The sequence below is a fragment of the Roseateles albus genome, from assembly GCF_028595345.1.
In the GTDB taxonomy this organism is placed as follows: Bacteria; Pseudomonadota; Gammaproteobacteria; order Burkholderiales; family Burkholderiaceae_C; genus Paucibacter_A; species Paucibacter_A albus.
This window is the reverse complement of sequence record NZ_JAQQXT010000008.1, coordinates 273,340-292,903: the sequence shown is the minus strand read 5'-3', so window position 1 is coordinate 292,903 and position 19,564 is coordinate 273,340. Positions and strand designations below refer to the sequence as shown.

At 63.5% G+C, this 19,564-nt stretch carries 17 protein-coding genes; 7 read left to right on the top strand and 10 right to left on the bottom strand.

The window, feature by feature from the left end:
* Positions 1-61: 61 nt before the first annotated feature.
* A complete protein-coding gene (locus PRZ03_RS14890) occupies positions 62-511 on the bottom strand; it encodes an FAD-dependent oxidoreductase (protein ID WP_273601027.1) in 450 nt (149 codons plus the stop codon).
* Between the two features lie 28 nt (positions 512-539).
* A complete protein-coding gene (locus tag PRZ03_RS14885) occupies positions 540-875 on the bottom strand; it encodes a c-type cytochrome (protein WP_273601026.1) in 336 nt (111 codons plus the stop codon).
* Between the two features lie 191 nt (positions 876-1,066).
* Between PRZ03_RS14885 and PRZ03_RS14880 the strand changes: the two genes are divergently transcribed.
* Together PRZ03_RS14880 and PRZ03_RS14875 are read left to right on the top strand one after the other, a co-directional pair.
* On the top strand, positions 1,067-1,786 hold the full coding sequence (locus PRZ03_RS14880) for a response regulator (protein ID WP_273601025.1): 720 nt from the start codon (positions 1,067-1,069) through the stop codon (positions 1,784-1,786).
* A 5-nt stretch (positions 1,787-1,791) separates the two neighbouring features.
* Positions 1,792-3,234 carry a sensor histidine kinase gene (locus PRZ03_RS14875; RefSeq protein ID WP_273601024.1) on the top strand — a complete coding sequence of 481 codons (1,443 nt, stop codon included), beginning with the start codon at positions 1,792-1,794 and terminating at the stop codon, positions 3,232-3,234.
* On the opposite strand, the gene PRZ03_RS14870 is transcribed toward PRZ03_RS14875, so the two are convergent.
* The 3 genes from PRZ03_RS14870 to PRZ03_RS14860 form a co-directional block, all read right to left on the bottom strand.
* Positions 3,216-4,037 (bottom strand): GNAT family N-acetyltransferase, encoded by an 822-nt coding sequence (locus PRZ03_RS14870; protein WP_273601023.1) that lies wholly within the window; start codon positions 4,035-4,037, stop codon positions 3,216-3,218. The genes PRZ03_RS14875 and PRZ03_RS14870 overlap by 19 nt on opposite strands.
* Positions 4,038-4,097: 60 nt before the next feature.
* On the bottom strand, positions 4,098-5,102 hold the full coding sequence (locus PRZ03_RS14865) for a transporter (RefSeq protein WP_273601022.1): 1,005 nt from the start codon (positions 5,100-5,102) through the stop codon (positions 4,098-4,100).
* Between the two features lie 180 nt (positions 5,103-5,282).
* Positions 5,283-8,039 (bottom strand): zinc-dependent metalloprotease, encoded by a 2,757-nt coding sequence (locus tag PRZ03_RS14860; RefSeq protein ID WP_273601021.1) that lies wholly within the window; start codon positions 8,037-8,039, stop codon positions 5,283-5,285.
* Positions 8,040-8,315: 276 nt separating this feature from the next.
* On the opposite strand from PRZ03_RS14860, the gene PRZ03_RS14855 reads away from it, so the two are divergent.
* Positions 8,316-8,921 (top strand): YqiA/YcfP family alpha/beta fold hydrolase, encoded by a 606-nt coding sequence (locus PRZ03_RS14855; RefSeq protein WP_273601020.1) that lies wholly within the window; start codon positions 8,316-8,318, stop codon positions 8,919-8,921.
* On the opposite strand, the gene PRZ03_RS14850 is transcribed toward PRZ03_RS14855, so the two are convergent.
* The 3 genes from PRZ03_RS14850 to PRZ03_RS14840 all read right to left on the bottom strand — a co-directional run bounded on the left by PRZ03_RS14850 (position 8,918) and on the right by PRZ03_RS14840 (position 10,599).
* Positions 8,918-9,829, bottom strand: coding sequence for a DUF2145 domain-containing protein (locus tag PRZ03_RS14850; protein WP_273601019.1), 912 nt, complete (start codon positions 9,827-9,829; stop codon positions 8,918-8,920). The two genes, PRZ03_RS14855 and PRZ03_RS14850, sit on opposite strands and share 4 nt — an antisense overlap.
* Complete coding sequence (locus tag PRZ03_RS14845; protein WP_273601018.1) at positions 9,826-10,323, bottom strand: hypothetical protein; 498 nt, start codon at positions 10,321-10,323, stop codon at positions 9,826-9,828. Before PRZ03_RS14845 ends, PRZ03_RS14850 begins: the two co-directional genes overlap by 4 nt.
* 147 nt (positions 10,324-10,470) lie before the next feature.
* The gene (locus PRZ03_RS14840; protein ID WP_263531715.1) at positions 10,471-10,599 is read right to left on the bottom strand and encodes a hypothetical protein; all 129 of its coding nucleotides are present in this window, start codon (positions 10,597-10,599) and stop codon (positions 10,471-10,473) included.
* Here PRZ03_RS14840 and PRZ03_RS14835 point away from each other — a divergent pair.
* The 4 genes from PRZ03_RS14835 to PRZ03_RS14820 all read left to right on the top strand — a co-directional run bounded on the left by PRZ03_RS14835 (position 10,598) and on the right by PRZ03_RS14820 (position 15,152).
* A complete protein-coding gene (locus PRZ03_RS14835) occupies positions 10,598-12,286 on the top strand; it encodes an alkaline phosphatase D family protein (protein ID WP_273601017.1) in 1,689 nt (562 codons plus the stop codon). The genes PRZ03_RS14840 and PRZ03_RS14835 overlap by 2 nt on opposite strands.
* 23 nt (positions 12,287-12,309) lie before the next feature.
* Entirely contained in the window at positions 12,310-12,930 is a 621-nt protein-coding gene (locus PRZ03_RS14830) for a DVUA0089 family protein (RefSeq protein WP_273601016.1), read from the top strand.
* Positions 12,931-13,109: 179 nt separating this feature from the next.
* On the top strand, positions 13,110-14,519 hold the full coding sequence (locus tag PRZ03_RS14825) for a bifunctional enoyl-CoA hydratase/phosphate acetyltransferase (protein ID WP_273601015.1): 1,410 nt from the start codon (positions 13,110-13,112) through the stop codon (positions 14,517-14,519).
* Positions 14,520-14,675: 156 nt separating this feature from the next.
* Positions 14,676-15,152, top strand: coding sequence for a hypothetical protein (locus PRZ03_RS14820; RefSeq protein ID WP_273601014.1), 477 nt, complete (start codon positions 14,676-14,678; stop codon positions 15,150-15,152).
* Positions 15,153-15,835: 683 nt separating this feature from the next.
* Here the strand turns inward: PRZ03_RS14820 and PRZ03_RS14815 are convergent.
* Positions 15,836-17,443 (bottom strand): PEP/pyruvate-binding domain-containing protein, encoded by a 1,608-nt coding sequence (locus PRZ03_RS14815; RefSeq protein ID WP_273601013.1) that lies wholly within the window; start codon positions 17,441-17,443, stop codon positions 15,836-15,838.
* Positions 17,440-19,398, bottom strand: coding sequence for a DUF47 domain-containing protein (locus PRZ03_RS14810; protein ID WP_273601012.1), 1,959 nt, complete (start codon positions 19,396-19,398; stop codon positions 17,440-17,442). Before PRZ03_RS14810 ends, PRZ03_RS14815 begins: the two co-directional genes overlap by 4 nt.
* Positions 19,399-19,564 lie beyond the last annotated feature (166 nt).

Sequence of the window (19,564 nt, the reverse complement as noted above, 5' to 3'; positions counted from 1 at the left end):
GATCGCGGACACCTGAGCTACCATCAACCCAGGCACTTGCGCGCGCCCAAACTGTCCGCGATCAGTTTGAAACGCTGTCCACCATCACGCTGAAATGACTGTCCGGGATCGCTGAAATCCGCATGTCAGCCACCAAGCGCCCGCCGGAGGACAGCAAAACCGAGCCGTTGACTGCATCGACCTCCAAGACCTCATCGGTGACTAACTTGACACCGTGACGGGTCTTCAGCGCCTCATAGCCAAAGCGCAAGCTGCTCATCGAGCGCTGACCGGTCAACACCAGGCTGCTCATGATGTTGGAGGTATAGGCGGGGTTGCGCTCGATCAAAGTTACTTCCAAGCCCCCATTGCTCCACATTCGCAGGTACTTGGCCACGGTGGCGCCGGCCATGCCGCCGCCCACCACAATCACCCTGCCGCCCGAGTTGGCGGCGCGGCTGGCCAGGGGATGCCAGGCCGCCATGCCGGCCGCAGCGGCCATGGCCGCTTGAATGAGTTCACGTCGGTTCATTGCAATCTCCTCTTGGTTCAGGGCTGACTCAACGCTGAGTCGAGAGCCATTGAGACAGGGCGCGCAGTTGCGCATCGGTGTAGCCCAGCGCGTGCTTGGTCATCAAACCTTGTCCCTCGCCGCCGGCCTGCATTTCCTTGAGCTCCTTGTAGACCTCCAGGCTCGATTTGCCCGCCAGACGTTCAAAGCCCGGACCCTTGCCATTGGTGCCATGACATTGGAAACAATTCGACGCCAGCAGCCGGCCGGCTGGCACCGGTGGTAGCGAGAGTGCAGGCGGCGTCTGCGCCTGGGCTCCTGCTGCGACGAACAGACAAAACAGCAGCGCTGCAGCGCTGGACAGGACAAGCCGATTGCTTTGCATGAAAGCCTCCTTGCTGGGTAGATCAAATGCGACAGGACTGAATCTAGCGGGCCGATGCTGTCGAAATCCAGTCAAACACAACTCGTTACCGAAGGGGCTGCGCGGCTTGCCTTTGATCAAACTGGGCGGCTCAAAATGGCCGCAAACTGCGGCAACTTGCCCTTGGGCGAAAAAAGCTGACACCCAAAACCATGCGCATCTTGCTGATCGAGGATGACCCCAACTTGCGCGCCAGCTTGGTGGAGGCTTTGTGCCGCGAGCGCTACACCGTTGACGCCGTGGCGCAAGCGGAACAAGCCGCCATGCCCCTGCGTGACGTCCACTATGACGCCTTGCTGCTCGACATTGGTTTGCCAGGCATGAGCGGACTGAGTCTGCTGGGCCAGCTGCGTGCTCGCGCCTGCGCCTTGCCGGTCCTGCTGATCACCGCACGCGATGACTGGGAGGACAAGGTGCGCGGCCTCGATCTCGGCGCCGATGACTATCTGGCCAAACCCTTTATGTTGCCGGAGTTGCTGGCTCGTTTGCGGGCCCTGCTGCGCCGCGCCAGTGCCAACCGGCTGGCCTGCGTACAGATCGGTGCGCTCACGCTGGACATGGGGGAGCGCAGCGCCAGCCTGAACCAGCAGCCCTTGCCGCTGACGCGCAAAGAATGGGCCCTGCTGCTGGAGCTTGCATTGCAGAGCCCACGGCTGGTGTCCAAACGCAAGCTGATTGACAGCCTGGGGCATTGGGACCGCGAACTCAGCGCCAATGCCGTTGAGCTGCATGTTTCGCGGCTGCGGCTCAAGCTCGCGGCGTCCCGCCTCAAGCTGGAAACCGTGCGCGGCCTGGGCTACCGCTTGCTGGAGCAAGCACCGGGTCGAGGCGAAGCGCTGGCCGAAGCGCCTGCCAGCCGCCCACAAGAATGACGCTGATGCGGCGCCTGACATCAAGCCTCAAGCGGGTCTCGCTGCGTACGAGATTGCTCGCCACATTAGGCTTGTGGTTGACGCTGGTGTTGGTGCTTGCGTTGCTGCTTGATCTGCGCGGCGCCGAGCGTTTGGCCGATCAGGCCTTCGATCAAGCGCTGCTGAACAATGCTGTGGCCTTGGCCGCCAGAGTAGAGATCGACTCAGACAATGACCTGGACATGGATCTGCCCCAGTCGGCCCAGGCCCTGCTGCAAGCCGACCCGCTGGACACTCTGTTCTTTGCGGTCTTCGATGGCGAGGCCAAGCTGGTTTGGGGCGACCCGCGGCTGGCGGCATTTGTCAGCGCACAGCCGCCGGCCAAAGACGTCAGCCTGCTGGGGCAGCTTGACGGACAAGCCGTGAGAGTGCTGACATTGCACCGCCAAGGCCCGGCCAAACGAGCCAGCATCGTGGTGGCAGAGACGCTGAACAAGCGCCTTGAAACCAGCGCACAAATACGCGCCCGCTCCGAGCGTCTGGGTTTGCTGCTGCTGGCGGCAGCCATGCTGGGCTTGTACCTCAGCACCCGCCGCATCTTGCAGCCGCTGGAGCGTTTTGCGAGCCAGATCGAGGCGCGCCAAGCGCGTGACTTGAGCCCGGTCGAGGCGCCCGGCGACACCAGCGAATCCGCCGTCTTGGCCGCGGCGCTCAACAGCTTGCTGGCCAGGCTGCGCGAGAGCGCTGCCGCGCAGCGTGAATTCATCGGTGACACCGCCCACCAACTGCGCACACCGCTGGCCAGCCTTTCGCTGCAAATAGAAATGGCGATTGAAGATTTAGCCGTCGACTCGGCAGCACCTGCGGCGCAAGGGAAAAGGCTGCAGCTGATGCAAAGCCTGGTCGCGCGACTGCAGCGGCTGGTGCAGCGCATCTTGAGCCTGGAGAGAGCCCGCTCGGAAGCCGGCAGCGGCTTGCCGGCGCAACGCATTGATCTGCCCCTGCTGGTTGAGGATTGCGCGGCCGAGTTCATCGACCGCGCTGAACGTAGCGGCATCGACCTCGGCTTCGAGCTTGCCCCGGCGGCCATCGAAGGGTGGGCGGGTGAACTGCATGAATTGCTCAGCAATTTGATCGACAACGCGCTCACCCACGGCCGCAGCCCCATCGTCGTGCGAACCAGAACGACGTCCGCAGCGGTACTGCTCGAAGTCGAAGATCAGGGCACGCAACTGGATGTGGCGCTGCTGCCCGAGCTATTTCAGCGGCATCGGCGAGGGGCAGCCAGTCAGGGCGAAGGTTTGGGATTGTTCATCGTCAAAACCATCGCCGATCATCACGGCGCCACGGTCAGCTTGCTGCCCGGCAAAGGCGGCTTGGGGCTATTGGCCAGGGTCAGCTTCAGCAAGCCCGACGAAGAACAGAAACACAAGGCCGCAGGCCTGCCGCTTCAAGGCCGAGCACGGTAGCGCATAGGCCAAGTCGGGCATATCGGCTTGAAGCCGATGGCCTCCAGAATCGGTCGGCTCATCAATGAGGCGTCCACCGCCATCCACTCGAAGCCCCGCGCCCGCGCTTCAATGAAGCGCAGCTCAAACAAGGCCGAATAGACACCCCGCCCGCGCCAAGCCGGCAGCACCGCTCCGCCGTGCAACTCGGGGAATCTGGAACCGGGCGGGTAGTCGGTCCAGCCCGTGCCTATGGGCTGGCCGTCGGCATAGGCGCAGAACATGCTCATTTCCTCAGGCTTGCCCAGGCTCGCTGCCAGCTTGGCGCGCAGCCATTCAAAGTCTCGCCCCCAGATTTGGGCCTGCACCTGCAGCACATCATCCAAATCCTGGGGATCAACCAAGCGGCGCAGACTCACACCGGCAGGCAAGGCGGCAGACAAGCCGGCAGTCGCTGAAGCCTTCGCAGGCGTGCTTTCAAGCAGGGGTTCAAGCAAGGGATAGAGCATGAACAGTTCGGGCTCGTCGGCCACAAAGCCCTGCGCTTCGAGCAATTGTTTGAGCGCACCTGGCTCCTCCAAGCCATAAAGCTTCCACTCAAAATCTTGCCCACGGGCTTCAAAGTAGTCGATCTGTTCGCGAATCTGCCTGGCCTCTTGGCCGGCGCTCAAGCGTGAAAAGCACAGCAGCGCCTCGGCATCAGCGCAATCACTGTGCGGCAGATAGCGGCTCAGATGCGGCAAGGCTTCGAGCCGGAATCCCTCGATGTCATGGCCTTGCCTGTCGGCCCGGTAGGCTGCAAAAAGTTTCTGCTCATTCGTCATGGCTAGGGCCTAGGTCACAAAGTTCATGGGGCTGCCGCTACACGGCGCAGCGACGGACGTTCAGTCCTTCTTCCTGAACGCCAGCCAGCCTGCCACCGCCGTGAATCCCAGCACCACCAGCGCCAGGATGCTGAAACCATGCGGGTGCTCGGAGAGTGGGATGCCGCCGACGTTCATGCCGAACATACCGGCCATGATGTTGATGGGCAGGGCCAACACGGTCACCACCGTCAAGGTGAAAACGCTGCGATTGGTTTGCTCGCCCACTTGCGCCACCATCTCTTCTTGCAAGAGCTTGATGCGCTCTTGCAGCGCCGAGAGGTCGCGGATGACCAGCGAGAACTCCTCGGTCGCTTGGCGCAACTCGTCCAGATCATGCGCCTTGACCCAGGGCGGCGGCTGCCGCAAGAGCCGGAACAGCGCACCCGGTTCGGGCGCCAACAAGCGCTGCAGCCGCACCAGCACGCGGCGCAACTGCCCCAGCTCGCCGCGCTTTTGCTGCAGGCGCCCAACCAGCAAACCGTCCTCGATATTGTCGACCTGCAGCGTCGCCTCGCGCACGATGCGCACCAGCACATCGCCCTGATCGTTCATCAAATGGTTCAGCAACTCGACACTGGAGTTGAAGTGCGCGCCATCCTTGACCGCTTGGCGCAATCGGTCGATCGAACGCAAGGGATGCACGCGCGCGCTGACCAAGACCCGCTCGCTGACGCTGACCCACAGCGAGGCGATCTCGGACGGGTCAAACGAGAACTCGAAGGCCACATCGTTGACCACGGCGATCAGGTTGTCCGACGCGTCTTCGATGCGGGTCGAGCGCGAGCCCTCGCGCAGCGCCTCGAAGAACTCCGGCGGCAGGTTCAAGTTCGCCTGCATCCATTTCTCAGCCGTGGTGTCGGTGAGGTTGAAATGCAGCCACAGGAATTCATCGGCGGGCTGCGCCGCCCCAAGCGCCAACCAGCTCAGCGACTCGGCCAGGCCAATCGGGCGGCCGGCCTGGCCGGGAGCCAGCACAAAGCCGCAGATCAGGGCGTTGTCGACAGCGCCAAACACATAATTCATTGCATCCTTCCCCAAAGACCAGCCCAGCTCCGCTACAACTACCTTACCGCGCCGCCATGACCTCAAGACCACCTCATTGCGGGCCCGATTGTCAGGCAAGTATTGCGGCACTTGTGCGGTGCAATAAAAAAAGGGCCGACGCAGCCGCGCCGACCCTTGCCAAGCTGATTGAGCTCAGGCTCAGCTGCGCTGCATATTGGCCTTCAGCACGCTGCTCAAGGTATCCAGGCTTTCGGCCAGATGGGCGCGGGTTTCAACCGACAGGCCGCTCTTGCCGGATGCGGCGCGCAGTTCCGACTGCAGCTGCACTGCATGGAAGCGCACCATCGCATAGGCATCGGCCAAGAGGCCAGGGCCGCCGCCGCGCGTCAGCACTGCCTGCAAACGCTTCAGATGCTCGCGCTGCAGATTGCGACGCAAGCCGTCGATCTCGGCCCCTGTCTTGAGTTCGCTCCAGACAGCGGCATTGAGCGTGCTGTGCACCTCGGACAGCGAGACCAGGCCCTTGCGATCCTTCTCCGCCACAAAGGCAGGCATATCGATCAGGCGGCGCGCAGTATTGGCCGACATCAGGCGATCCAGCACGGTGGTCTGCACGGCGCCAACAGCGGCCGGAATCGACAACTGCACACGTTCCCACTCGTTGTAGTCCAGCGTCTGCGAAGCCAGGAACTCGGGGCGGAAGCGGAATGAGTTGGCCGACAGCAAACCGGTCGAGATGAACTTCAAGGCCTCACGCTGACGGGCAGGCTCGACGGCACTGAAGGCCGGGCGGCCGGTGCTGCCGGGCAGGTCGCGCAGCGCATGCATGCCGCCGACATACTTGCCGGTCAGCTCGGCAGAGCGCGCCAGTTGACGGAAGCTTTCGACGATGGAGCGGCGGTCGCGCAGCGGGTCGCCGCCGACCACCGGCTTGCGGTCCTGCACGCGCGCCCACAGCTCCTGGCTCAAGGCCAGGCGGCGCTTGAAGTAGGCCAGCGGGTCATCGCCCAGGTCGAAGCGGTTGGCATCGGGGTCGAAGCCGTCATAAGGGCCGCCCACGCCTGCGTCGATGTCATCGGCATAGGCCAGCTGCGGCTCGGTGCTGCGGGCGGCAATTTTGGCCAGGTCGGCCACTTCGGTCTCGGCAGGCAAAGGCTTGTAGGCGTACTCGATCGCCCAGTAGTCGTAAGCGCCCAGGGTCGTGTTGGTGAGGCTGCCTTGCGGCTCGCCCTTCAGCGACAGGTTGTAGGCGTTGTAGTCCATCACCGAGTTGGATATGCCGTACTTCTCGGTATGGGCCTTGTCTTGCAGTTGCTTCAGGCTGACCGAGGTGGAGGCCTTGAAGTTGTGCTTGAGCCCCAGGGTGTGGCCGACTTCGTGCGTGATCACGTCCTTGATGACAGCTTGCACAAAGGCCTCGGCCTCGGGGCTGTCGGGCAGGATGTCACCGCGACCTTCGAGCAGGTCGAGCGCAAAGCCCATCTCGGCGGCAGCCTCATTGGCATAACTGCAATAGTCGGCGGCGCCATGCTTGTGGCCATGCCGGTCCAGCGCCAGCGCCGAAACAGTAGGGCTGGCGGCAGAAGCACCCAGGTCATCGCTGATGAAGCGGCGCGAGCCGCGCGCGAACACATCGCTCATGCCGATGTCGGCATCCAGAATTTCACCGGTGCGCGGGTCGGCATGGCTGGGGCCAATCGCAAAGCCCACATCGGAGCCCACAAACCAGCGGATCGACGCATGGCTGGAGTCCATATTGTCCCAATCGGCATCGTCGGGCTGCTGCTTGGCCTGGATGGCATTCTTGAAGCCAATCTTCTCGAAGGCCTTGTTCCACTCCAGGATGCCGGCCTCCACCGCAGGGCGATATTGCGGCGGAATGTTCTTGTCCATCCAGTAGGTGATGGGCTGAATCGGCTCACTCAGCTCCGCATTGGCGTCTTGCTTCTCGAGCCTCCAGCGCTTGACCAGATGCACACGCACATTGGCCTTGCTGTCGCTGCCGAAGTCGGAATAGGACTCCGCAAAGTGACCCAGGCGCGGATCAAGCTTGCGCGTCGGCATCGGCAGATCCGGCAGCGCCTGGAAATTGTAGACAAAGCTGAAGAACATGCTGCGCGGATCGGGCGTGCTCTGCGGCGGCGTTGGCACCGGGGCTGGCGGGGCGACCAGCGGCGGCGCAGGAATGCGCGGCGTGAAGAAATGCATGCGAGCGGTCAGCGTGCTGAGCTTGGCATCGGCGCGCGTGGCCTCGAAAGAGGAATTGCTGCGATCCGGCGCATAAGGCAGACGGTATGCCACTTCAAGCCTTGTCGACAAGCCAGGGATGTCGGTCAGGAACATACCGGCATCAACCAGCACCGACTTGGTCTGCGGATGCTCGGCACTGCCGACCGGGCCGGCCGCAATCAGGCTGGGCGAGAAAGCCTGGCTGACCGCCAGCTTGCCGCCGCCTTCGCCGCGGAAGGCGGTGTTCAACGCCACCAACTGAATCTGGTTGCCGATGCGGCGCCACTCGACCATTTGGTCGGCCACCATCTGGCTGGCGTAAAGGCCGCGCTCGCCGATCGAGCTGGCGATATTGACGGTGAACAAGAAAGGCTTGCCGATCTTGTCCTTGGGGATTTCGAGCCAGACCTTGTCGTCCTTGCGCCAGATCGGGAACAGACCGGCCTGCACCTTGGCGTCCTTGCTGACTTCGGCGAAAGGCTTGGGCGCGGTCGGGTCGGCAGGAGGCTTGGCGCCTGCATTGGGGGCCGATGCCGCCGAGGCTGCCGAGACTGGTGTAGCGGGGTTGCCTGCCTTGACGGGCGCCGCAGCAGCGGCAGTAGCAGCGGCTGTTGGCGCGGCCGCATCGGGCGCGGTGGTGGCGCAAGCACTCAGCAATGAAACGGCCGCAGCCACGGCAGACAAGGTGAGCCGGCGCGAGCCGAGCAGCGAAACATATGAAGTCATTCAGACCATCCTGAAACATTGCACAAGGCTCAAGCGGATGGCCCGAGCCCGAATATATTGGCAGCGTGAGCGCCCATCAACGGTGCTCGCGCGACAAAGTCGGCCACTGTGAACCAGCCGCAGCGCGCCGTCAATGCGGCCGAGCGTGCTTCGCACAAAGCGTTCCGCCATTCGTCGCATTTAGTCACTTGGCAAAGGGTTTACCCCAGGCGCTGGCGCACAAGCCATGACGCCCAGTCGCCAACAAGCCTCTAGCCAGCCCTTTAGACTGCGCCCATGGATACCCGACCCCGAACCACCCACCTGCTCTATCTGCACGGCTTTCGCTCTTCGCCGCGCTCGGCCAAGGCGCTCAGAATGGCCGAATGGGTGCGCAGCCACAACCCTGCGCTGGTATTTGCCTGCCCGCAACTGCCGCCCTCGCCCACCGAGGCGATGGCCTTGCTGCGAGACTTGACGGCAGACTGGCCGAGCCAAGGCTGCGCGCTGATGGGCAGCTCGCTCGGCGGCTTTTACGCCACCGGTTTGGCCGAGTGGCCACGCTTTCGAAGCAGCCGCGCCGTGCTCTTGAACCCGGCCGTCGACCCGGCGCGCGACCTGGAAAAATACATCGGCGAGCAAAGCTGCTGGCAAGACCCTGAAGAACGCTTCTTCTTCCGCCCCGAATTCATCCAAGAGCTGCAAGCGCTGAGCACCGCCTTCAGCAGCCAGCCGCAGCGCCTACTGCCCGTCATCGCCAAGGGCGACGAAGTGCTGGACTGGCGCGAGATGCAGGCCCGCTATGCCAACTGCCGCGTCAAGCTGCTGGAGGGCAGCGACCATGGCTTGTCGGACTTTGACGACTATTTGCCCGAGTTGAGCGACTTCCTGGGCCTGGCCTAATTCAATGCAATGACCCGGTCTTGCGCCTCGGCCACGCAGCCCTCGGCCAGGCCCGGCCCCCAGCCGCGCCGGATCAGCACATAGCGGCCGTTATGGCAAAACTCGATGCGCTGCGCGCCGGCCATGGTTTGCTGCACAAAGCCTTCGATCGAGGCCGGCATGCTGACGAGGTAGCGGGCCGCTGCCAGGTCCTCGGCCGGATGGTCATCGTTGTGCACCCAGGGGATGAAGGCGGCCGCACCCCATAGCAGCGGCGCAAAGCCGATGTCGAACAACGCAGGCCGGTAGCCTTGCGCCTTCAACCAGGCCTGGGCCTGCGGGCGAATCTCTTCTTGCGCCGCGCCCTGCCCTAAGTTCCCCAAGGTGGCCGCCAACAACTCCGCCACCCATTGGTTGCAGTTTTGATAGCGCGCACTGAAGGGGTAGGCGTTGGCGCTGTAGCTGGGTGCCAGCAACTGCAAGGCATTGCGCTTGTCCAGCGCGGCGCGTTCAATCGCGGCGGATTCGGCCGGCGCAAAGAGCAGCACCGATAGATAGCCAATTTCGGCCTGATTGGCTCCGATCAAAAAGCCTGCCAAGCCTTGGTCATAGAGCTTTGGCGCGGCTTCATCGCAGACGTAATAAAGCTGGCGCACCGACCAAGGCGTGTTGTCACTGTCCCGCAAAGCCAAACCCGCGTGCGAATAGCGCATCCCAAAGCGACTCAAATCGGTGCCGGCCCGCGACACCAAAGCGACGCCCTGACCGCTGCGTTCCAACTCTTCTTTGACGATGGCCACAAAGCGCAGCTGCTTGTCCTGCTGGCTGGCACTGAGCTGCGTGGGCTGCTCGCAAAACCGCAAGCCGCCGGCTTGCACCGCGCCGCTGCCCAGCAGCGCGAGCGCCAACAGTCCTAGGACTCGATTCAAATCGCAACGGCCTTGCTGTCGAGTTCGCGATACCACTCGTCGCTCAGCACCAGGAAAAATGCCTGCTTGCTTTGGCCATTAGCAAACTCCAGGCCGTAAGCGTGTTGGCGCGCTGTCACCAGCTGCCCCGTGCTCAGCTGGCTTTTCTCGAAGGCTTGTTCGGGCAGGACCAAATAGAAGTCATCCGCCGCATTTGGCGCCGCTATGTTGGTGGTGGTGGCGGCAGCCGCCTGCAGATGCACGCGCACCATGCCGGGCCGGTCAACGGCAGCGGCCACGTCGATGATTTTGTAGTCGCCGGCCGCAACCTTGTCGCCCTTGGTCGACGAGCCGCTTGAGGCCTCCAGCGATTTGGAGCCGCTGCTGGCCGCACTGCTGGCGCCCTCGGAGGCCGACGAGGCGGTCGAGCTGGCAGCCAAGGCCGGCAACGCCAGGGCGCTGCTCAAAAGCAGGCCCGCAGCAAGAGTCCGCTTGATGAGAGTGGAGGAGTTCATGGTCGGGTTCCCGTAGGTGGTTGGAGAGCTGGGCTGGCGCAAAGCCGAAATCGGCCGCCATGGTAGCAAGGCTTTGCTGCAGCAGCGCTGAGTAGACCCCCTGCCGAATGCCGTAGTCCTTTTGCACGGCAGCGTCACACAGCGCTCCTACAGTCCGCCCGGCTCGAAGCTGCTGGCAGGCAGCGTTCGGATCAAAGACGCGGCATCTTCCGCAAAGCCCGCAAGCGCCAACTCCCCACTTGCGTCGCCCAACATCGCACAAGGACAGTCCATCATGGGTCGCCCCTCCCTCATCAAGCCCGTTCGCGTCGGCAGCAGCCGCCGCGGCTTCTTCAAGAACACCGGCTCGGCCGCCGCCGCTCTGCTGGCCGCACCTATGCTGCCTTTGGCCGGCACAGCTGAAGCTGCAGTCGCCATCAACGGCAACTTCCAACACGGTGTGGCCAGCGGAGACCCGCTGTCTGACCGCGTGATCCTGTGGACCCGCGTCACGCCGACCAATGGCCGCAGTTCGCAAGTGGTGGACTACACCATCGCCAAAGACCCGGCCTTCACCCAAATCGTCAGCACCGGCCGCAGCAAAGCCATCCTGGAGCGCGACTTCACCGTCAAGATCGACGCGCTGGGCCTGAGCCCCAACACCACGTATTACTACCGCTTCTCGGTTGACGGCGTGATCTCGCCCATAGGCCGCACCAAGACGCTGCCGGTCGGCGGCGTCAGCAATTTGCGCATGGCCGTGGTGAGCTGCTCCAACCACGCGTATGGCTACTTCAACGCCTACCGCCGCATCGCCGAGCGGGCCGATCTGGACATGGTCGTGCACCTGGGCGACTACATCTACGAATACGGCGCCAACCAATACGGCAATGTGCGCACGCCCGAGCCAACGAACGAGATCGTCACGCTGGCCGACTACCGCATGCGCCACGCGCAGTACAAGCGCGACCCGGACTCGCAAGCCATGCATCGCCAGCATCCGCTGGTGGCCATCTGGGACGACCACGAAACCGCCAACAATTCTTACGTCGATGGCGCCGAGAACCACCAAGCCGGCGAAGGCGCTTGGGCAGCCCGCGTCGGCGCGGCTTTGCAGGCCTATTACGAGTGGATGCCGGTGCGCGTGGTGGACCCAAAACAGCCGCGCAATAACGCACGCAGCTACGCCTTCGGCAATCTGGTCGATCTGATCATGCTGGAAGAGCGCTTGAATGGCCGTTCGGCCCAGCTGGGTACGAATATCGGCAACGCCAGCGGCTACTTCGTCCAGCAAGGCGCTTACCTGGACCCGGCCCGTCAACTGCTCGGCGCCAGCGAAGAAGCCTGGTTATTCAACAAGCTGCGCACCAGCACGGCCAAGTGGAAGTTCCTGGGCCAAGGCGTGATGTTTGCCCAGGTCAAGGTGCAAGGCGCGCCGAACTCGGCCGGCGGCGGCGTGTTCTTCAACTCCGACGCCTGGGACGGCTACCAGCCCGCGCGCGACCGGGTCTACGAGGTGCTCAAGGGCAGCCAGACCCAAGCCCCGGTCAACAACGTCGTGATCCTGACGGGTGATATCCACAGCAGCTGGGCCGCCGATCTGAGCCAAGACCCGAACAATGCCAACGTGGCGACCGGTGGCTACGACAAGGTCACGGGCCAAGGCTCGCGCGCAGTCGAGTTCGTTGGTACTTCGATCTCCTCGCCCGGCGTGGACAACCCGCAGCAGGCCGCAGGGACGATCGCACAGCTGGCACCGGCCAACCCACATCTGAAGTACATCAAGCTCGACAAGCGCGGCTATATGTTGATCGACGCCGACGCCACCCGCTGCGTGTGCGAATGGTGGTATGTCGACACCGTCGCCAGCGTCAGCAATGTGCAGACCTTTGGCACCGCCTTCCAAGTAGTGGACGGCGCCAATCGCCTGAGCCCTGCCGCGCAAACGCCGAACCGCGCCAACCCGGCCGCCTTGGCTCCTTGAACATCAGAACTGGACATATCGCCATGAAACTCAACCGCTCTTTTGCCCGCAAGGCAATGGCCAGCGCCTTGCTGGCAGCCGCTGCCATGTCTTCGGCCCAGGCCGCCAACTTCGACTTCGCCGGCCAAGCCGTTTACAACACCGATGTCGTGCGCATCAGCTTCAGCCTGGCCGCCGACAGCGCAGACTTCAAGACCTGGACCGATTCCTGGCAGACGGGCCTGAACTTTGACCCGGTGCTGCAACTCTGGGCCAAGGCCGGCAATGACTACAGCTTGATCATCGAAGTGGACGACAACGACAAGCTCGGCGCCGGCCAAGGCTCGCTCGACGCCGGCATTCAGCTCAGCAGTTTGAGCGCCGGCCAGTACCTGCTCACACTCAGCGCTGCCGACAACTACGCCAAGGGCCAAACCCTGTCGGCCGGCTTCACGCTGGACGGCAGCACGCCCGTGGCCATCGCCGACTGGACACAAAGCAGCAGCAACCCCAACTACCCCGACCAAAAAGGCGGGCTGTGGAGCGTCAAGCTGAATTCGGTGGACCAGGCTGCTGTCGTGCCTGAGCCCGGCAGCTGGGCCTTGATGGGCCTGGGTTTGTTGGGCTTGGCCTGCTTGCACCAGCGTCGTCAGCGCAAGGCTTGAGTTAGCCACTGCGCAAGACACAGCCGAAAGGGGCTGCGGCCGTCAAGTGTCGCAGCCCCTTTTTTGATACAGCTCAAGTGAACCCGCCTTGAACCAGCGCGAATGCGCCGGCGTCACGCGCCTGACATGATGCCAATCCAAGCTGTCGTTTGATGGATGACACTTGGAGCTTGGCGCTTATGAACGCACCCGACCTCTTGCGCACCGAATGGATGCGCAACCGCACCTACGACGAATTGGCCCTGGGCCAAACTGCGCGCCTGGTGCGCACCCTCAAGCACAGCGATATCCAGGCCTTCGCCCTGGTGTCGGGCGACGTCAACCCGGCTCACCTGGACGCCGAATACGCCGAAGGCACACGCTTTCACGGTGTGATCGCGCATGGCATGTGGGGCGGCGCCCTGATCTCGTCAGTGCTGGGCAATGAGTTCCCCGGCCCAGGCACGATCTATATGGAGCAGACGCTGCGCTTCTCACGCCCGGTGCATGTGGGTGACACCTTGACCATCGTGCTGACGGTGCTGGAGATGTTTGATGACAGCGGCATCGTCAAGCTGGGCTGTGAAGCCAATAACCAAAAAGGCCAGACCGTCATCAGCGGCCTGGCCACCGTGCTGGCGCCGCGCACGCGCATCGAGCGGCCACGCCCGGCCCTGCCAGAGATGCATTTGTTCGATGCCGAGTCGCGCATGAACGCCTGGCTGAGCCAGATCAAGCTGGCCACGCCGCTGCGCTGTGCCGTCGTGCACCCTTGCAGCGAAGACGCGCTGCGCGCCGCCTTGATGGGCGCCGAGCGCGGCCTGATCGAGCCCTGGCTGATAGGCCCGGAAGCGCGCATTCGGGCCTTGGCCGAGCAGTTGGATTTGAGCCTGCAAGGCTGCCACTTCCAGGCCACCGCACACAGCCACGCCGCAGCCACGCAAGCCTGCAAAATGGCCGCCGAGGGCCAGTTGGACATGCTGGTGCAAGGCAGCTTGAGCAGCGATGAGTTGCTGACGGCGCTGCAAGCGAACCCGGCCCTGCACTGCGGCCGGCGCTTGGCACATGTCTACCGCTTTGACATTCCCAGCTATGCCAAGCCGCTGTTCATGAGCGATGCCGGCATCAATATCCGCCCCGACCTGGACGCCAAAGCCGACATCGTGCGCCTGGCCGTGGGTCTGGCGCATGCGAACGGTCTGGCTTGCCCCAAGGTGGCCTTGTTGTCGGCGGTGGAAACCATCACCGAGCGCATCAGCTCCACGCTGGACGCCGCAGCACTGTGCAAGATGGCCCAGCGCAGCCAAATCGCCGGCGCCATCCTCGACGGCCCCTTGGCTTTTGACAGCGCCGTCAACCTCGACGCTGCCCGCCTGCAAGGCCTCAGCGACTCGGCCGTGGCCGGCGACGCCGACATCTTGCTGGCGCCCGACTTGGAGTCGGGCAGCCTCTTGGCCAAGTTGCTGGAATACATGGCGGGTGCCGCCAGCTGCGGTGTCGTGCTGGGTGCGCGCGTGCCCGTGGCGATGAGCGGGCGCACCGACAGCATGCGCACACGCCTGGGCTCACTGGCCTTGGCGGCAATGGCGACGCGCGTCATGCCGGACTGACTCGAAAATCAAGCGGCTTCAGGAAAATTCTGCCTGATTTGGGAGAGCAAGAGATACATGGCCTAACGTCCAAACAATGTGGCAACATGCGCATCACAACATCTTGAGCGCCTAAGACTCATCGCAAACGCACCCGCCACAGAGGAGTTTCTCGCAATGGCAAAGGTTCCTGAATTCGATGTCGCCGCAGCCCACAAATACTTCTCAGCCCATTGCTTCAACAAAGCATGGGACCTGATCGAAAAACCAGATCGAACGCCTGAAGACGAACGATTGATGGTGGCGCTCAATCAAGCGTGCATCTATCACTGGCTCCAACGTGACGACTGCAGCCAACAACGCCTTTCGGTGGGCTACTGGCAGGCATCCCGAATACAGGCGCTTTTGGGAAACGCTGCTGAGGCCTTGCGCTTAGGCGAGGTATGCCTCTTCTACAGTGGCGAGCTGAAACCCTTCTACCTCGGCTATGCCCATGAGGCCCTTGCTCGCGCGTACGGGCTGGCCGCCAGTCCAGGGGACTCTGCGCGCCACCTGACCTTGGCACTGGAACTCGTTGCCAAGGTCGGCGACAACAGTGAACGGAAACTGCTGGAAGCCGACCTTGAGCAACTGAAAAAAGGCCTGGCTTTGTGAAAGAGACGCCCAAGTCTGCGACCAACTTGACCCAGTCTGCTTTTTCGTCTCTGCTTGTCGCAAAGGAATGTCATGCATCGACTGACTTTCTTGGCCCTCGGGCTGTCAATGCTTTGTGCAGGCTGCACCACTGCGCCAAGCGAAGAGATTCTTAGGCCAGAGCCTGATTTCGTAGCTAACAGCGTTGAATGCGACGAATTGGGAAGTCCCGAACTTCCGGAGTCGTTCAGGTTGGACTCCATGCCTTATGGATGGGCGCTGGTTCGAATCGACGTTGAGCAAGGTGCTGTAACCAGGGTTGAAATACTAGACGCCAGCCCAAGGCGTGCTGTAGAGGCCCCGACGACAGCCCTTTTTCAGAGCGTGCATTTTCCTTCGCTCAAGTCAGCTCGTGGATGCGCATGGATCCACAGTCGTTCAATCACGCCTGGAAGCGAGTGATCAGCAGGACGGTTAGCGGCAAGAATCCAAGGGATTTTTCTGTTCAAAGCCACGATATCGCCATCCCACGCGAGAACTTGCCGTCATTGACGAAGACGACTCACTGATTCGCGTGGGGCAAGCGTTGTGAACAGCTCGGCTCGAACTCCCGGCGGAGCCCGCCTGTCGACCCAGACTTTTGCCTTGATCTTCTTCATCCCTTCCAGCCCATGCGCCCGCAGCCGGCGTCGCTATCTCTCCAATCAAGCGGCCACAGCGACATCCCGCCTCAGTTCAGCCAGCTCGGCCAGCAGCTCCGGCGGGCAGAACCATTCGGTCTGCACCTGTGCGGCATAGACACAGGCTTCATTGCCATCCAGGCTGAGCCAATCGCCCTCGGCCAAGCGAGTACCGAAGATATGAATCTCGCGCCGGGCTTCATCGACCTGCAAGCCTTCACAAGCGACCAGGCAAACCTTGCCCATCTGGCGCGCCACCACGGCCGCATGCGAGGTGCGCGCGCCGTTCTGAGTCAACAGGCCCAGCGCCATTTCCAGCGCAGCACTGTCGCCGGTCTCAGCATCGCGGCGCACCAGAATGGCGGGCCGGCCCGCCTCTTTGGCGGCGCGCGCTCCCGCTTCGTCCAGCACGATCTGACCGATGGCCACGCCGCTGCTTGCGGCTTGGGCCTGCGCCAAGGGCTGCAACGGCTGGCCGTCCGGGGCGACAACGCGGCTGACACGCAGATGTTCGGCGTCCAGGCCTTTGCAGCGCAAGCGGGCCGTCGCCACATCAATCGCACCCTCGCGCAGCAGGTCGAGCGCAATGCGCGCGGCAGCCTGCGGCGTGCGCTTGCCGCCGCGGGTTTGCAGCAGGAACAAACGGCCATCCTGCACGGTGAACTCGAAGTCCTGCATATCGCCCATCTCGCGCTCGAGCCGAGCGCAAGCCTGCAGCAACTCGGCCCAAACCTCAGGCAAGACCTGCTGCAGTTGCTCATGGCCCTGGGCGCTGCGCCGACCGGATACCACGTCCTCGCCCTGCGCATTGAACAAAAAGTCCACCCACAGCGCGGCCTCGCCGCTGCGCGGGTCGCGCGTGAAGCCGACCCCTGCTCCAGAGCGCGCGCCGGCATTGCCGAACACCATGGCCTGCACCGTCACCGCCGTGCCTATCGTGTCTTCGATGCCATGAGCGGCTCGGTAACTGCAAGCCTTGGCGGACTGCCAGGAGTCGAACACGGCGGCGATCGCCTGCTGCAATTGCGCTTCTGCGGCCTGCGGAAAAGGCCGGCCTGCGGCCTGCGCAAACAGCTGCAGATAGCGTCGCGCCAAGGCCCGCAGCTCGGCAAAGTCGAGCAGCCGCTCGTCCCGGCCCGCACAAAGCAAGGTCAATTCATCTTCGAACAAGGCGGCCGGCAAGCCCGCCACCACCTCGCCAAAGCTGGCGATCAAGCGGCGGTAGGCATCCCAGGCCAAGCGCGGGTTGCCGGTCTGGCGGATCAGGCCCTGCACGGTCTCGTCGTTGAGGCCGATATTGAGCAGGGTTTCCATCATGCCGGGCATGGACACCGGCGCACCGGAGCGCACCGACAGCAGCAAGGGCCTGGCCACATCGCCGAAACGCAGGCCGGCGCTGGCCGACTCCAAGGCCTGCAGCGCCGGCAACCACAGCGCAGGCTGCGCGGCCCCGGCCCGCAGCTCGGCATCGGCGCAAAAGCGCGTGCCCAGAACAAAGGCCGGCGGCACCGGCAGGCCTAGCTCGGCCATGCGCAGCAGGTTGAAGGCCTTGAAGCCCAAGCGCTGCGGACTGGTTTGAGCGACCGTGGTCTGGCCTGGGCAGCCGATCAAGCAGAGATCCGCGGTACTCATGCGCCCACCTCGGTCTTGCTGAACACCAGCTCGCGCAAGGCATAGGCCGCGTTCAGCAGCCGATCGGACGCGAACTCCAGCTGATTGGCCAGGTCGTTGACCAGCATCAGCGCGGCGGCGTTCGTCACTTCGGCCGCCATGCAGCGCTTGGCCGCACGCAGCAGCTCATCGCATTGGCGCTCGGCGCGCAGCACCTGCCAGGTGGACGCGACAAAATCATCGTGCTCGGCCGCTTCGCTGGCCCCGTTCAGGCCACGCGCCACGGCCACGGCCCTCACTTGCTCCTGCGTCGCATGCAGCACTGCCTGTGCCAGCTGAGCGAGCAGGCCGCGCAGTTCTTTGTTCCAGCCTTGGTGGTGATGTTCGGCAATCAGGCCGAGCAGGAACGCGCATTCCTCCAGCGCATCGGCCGCATCATCGGCCGTCTCCAGCAGGCGCGCAAACTGCGCCCAGCGCGGCTGGCGGCGCGCCCGCTCGCGCGCTTGCATCACCAAATGATCGGCCTGGCGCTCCCAGGCCTTGGCGCGCTGCGCCAGCTTGGCCGCCGCCTCTTTGTCTTGCTCCCAGCCATGTGAAAGGGCCTGACTGATGCCTTCGGCCAGGGTCTGGCAATAGGCGGCATGTTCGGCCAGTAAATCGAACTCGGGCGCCCTGCGCTGCAGTTGACGCGCCAGCAGCAAACGGGTTTCGTCGGCCACCAGCGCAGCCGGCTGCTGCGCCAGCATCGCGGTCGACGACAGGCGCAAGACCTCCAGCAAAAAGGCCTGCGCACCGGCTTCGCCTAAGACTTCATCCAGCCGGTCTCCGATGCGAAACGCGTCGGCGCCTACGGCCTGCATGGCCTCGAACAGCATGCGCTCGGCGCCGGCCTTGAGCCAGGCCATATGGCCAATCTCTGCCTTGGCCGCCTCGGCCAGCACGGCAATCGCCTCGCGCTTGCCGACAAAGTTCAACAGCCTCTTGCGAGCGCGGTTCCAGTCGATCAAAAAGACGATGCGGGAGGCGATGCCTTCCAGCATGCCTTGCAGCTGCGCCTCATCGGTCGCTTCGAAGCGCGCCGTGCCCAGCTGATAGGCCTCGCCCCGATTCAGCCCGGCCGAGACCCGCGCCTCGGGCGAGGACCATTGCGCGCCATACGTGGCAAGCTGGGCCTGAAAGAACTCGAAGCGGCTGCTGTGCAGATCGGAATAGGTCAGACTGATCGTCAAACCCTGCACTTGCAAGACCAGCACATGGGCATCATTGGTGCCGATATCGTTCTGGATCAAGAGCCGCTCGCCGTCGCGCGTGGCGGCGGTGTCAAGGCCCGGATGATCGAACTTCAGCGCCGATGTGCGCTGCAGGCCGCGCATAAAGGCGGCAACGCGTGGCCGGTCGTCGTCCTGCAGCTGCCAGACATGAGCGCCGTCTATCAGCTCGCTGGCCAGGCTGGCGGCCAGATGGTTGAGCTGCTTGTGCAGGTCCATCACCAGCAGGTGCAGGCTGTCATCCGCAGGCTCACCATGCTTGGCACGGTGGCCATGGCTCAAGGCCCGCAGCAAGGCGGGGCTGAGCACGTCTTCGTCATGCAGCCCATCCAGCTTCGCGGCCCAAAAGGCGACGCGCTCGCGGGTGCTTTTGTCAGTTTCGGTCTGCAAGAGCGGCCGCGCCATCAGGCTCAGGTCTTGCGCGAGTTGCGTGGCCAACTGCGGCAGTTGCGGCAAGAGCACATCTTCGCCGTCGCGGCTGGCCTGCGTAGGCATATCGCGCAGCCAGGCGGCGTCGAGGCCAGCGGCGGCCATTTCACTGCGCAGATCGGGCGGCGTCTTGGCGGGCGCCATGGCGCGATCGGCAGCGGCCTGCAAAACCGTCAGGCACAGCTTCAAGCGGTCATTGGCGAGCAAAGCGGTCTTGACCCAGGCGGGCAGCAAGAGGCTGTGCTGGCCCAGCGAGGCAACGGCGTCGGACTTTTCCATGATTGGCGTACCGCAGCAAAGCGGCATTAGGTGCAATGCCGCCAGTATGTTCAGCGCTCGGTGACAACATGGTTACAAGCAACGCCGGACGGCAAGCCTGATCAAGCAATATTGATCTGGCTCAAACCCGTGAAAACCGAGCGCCGAGCCCAAAGACATGGGCGGG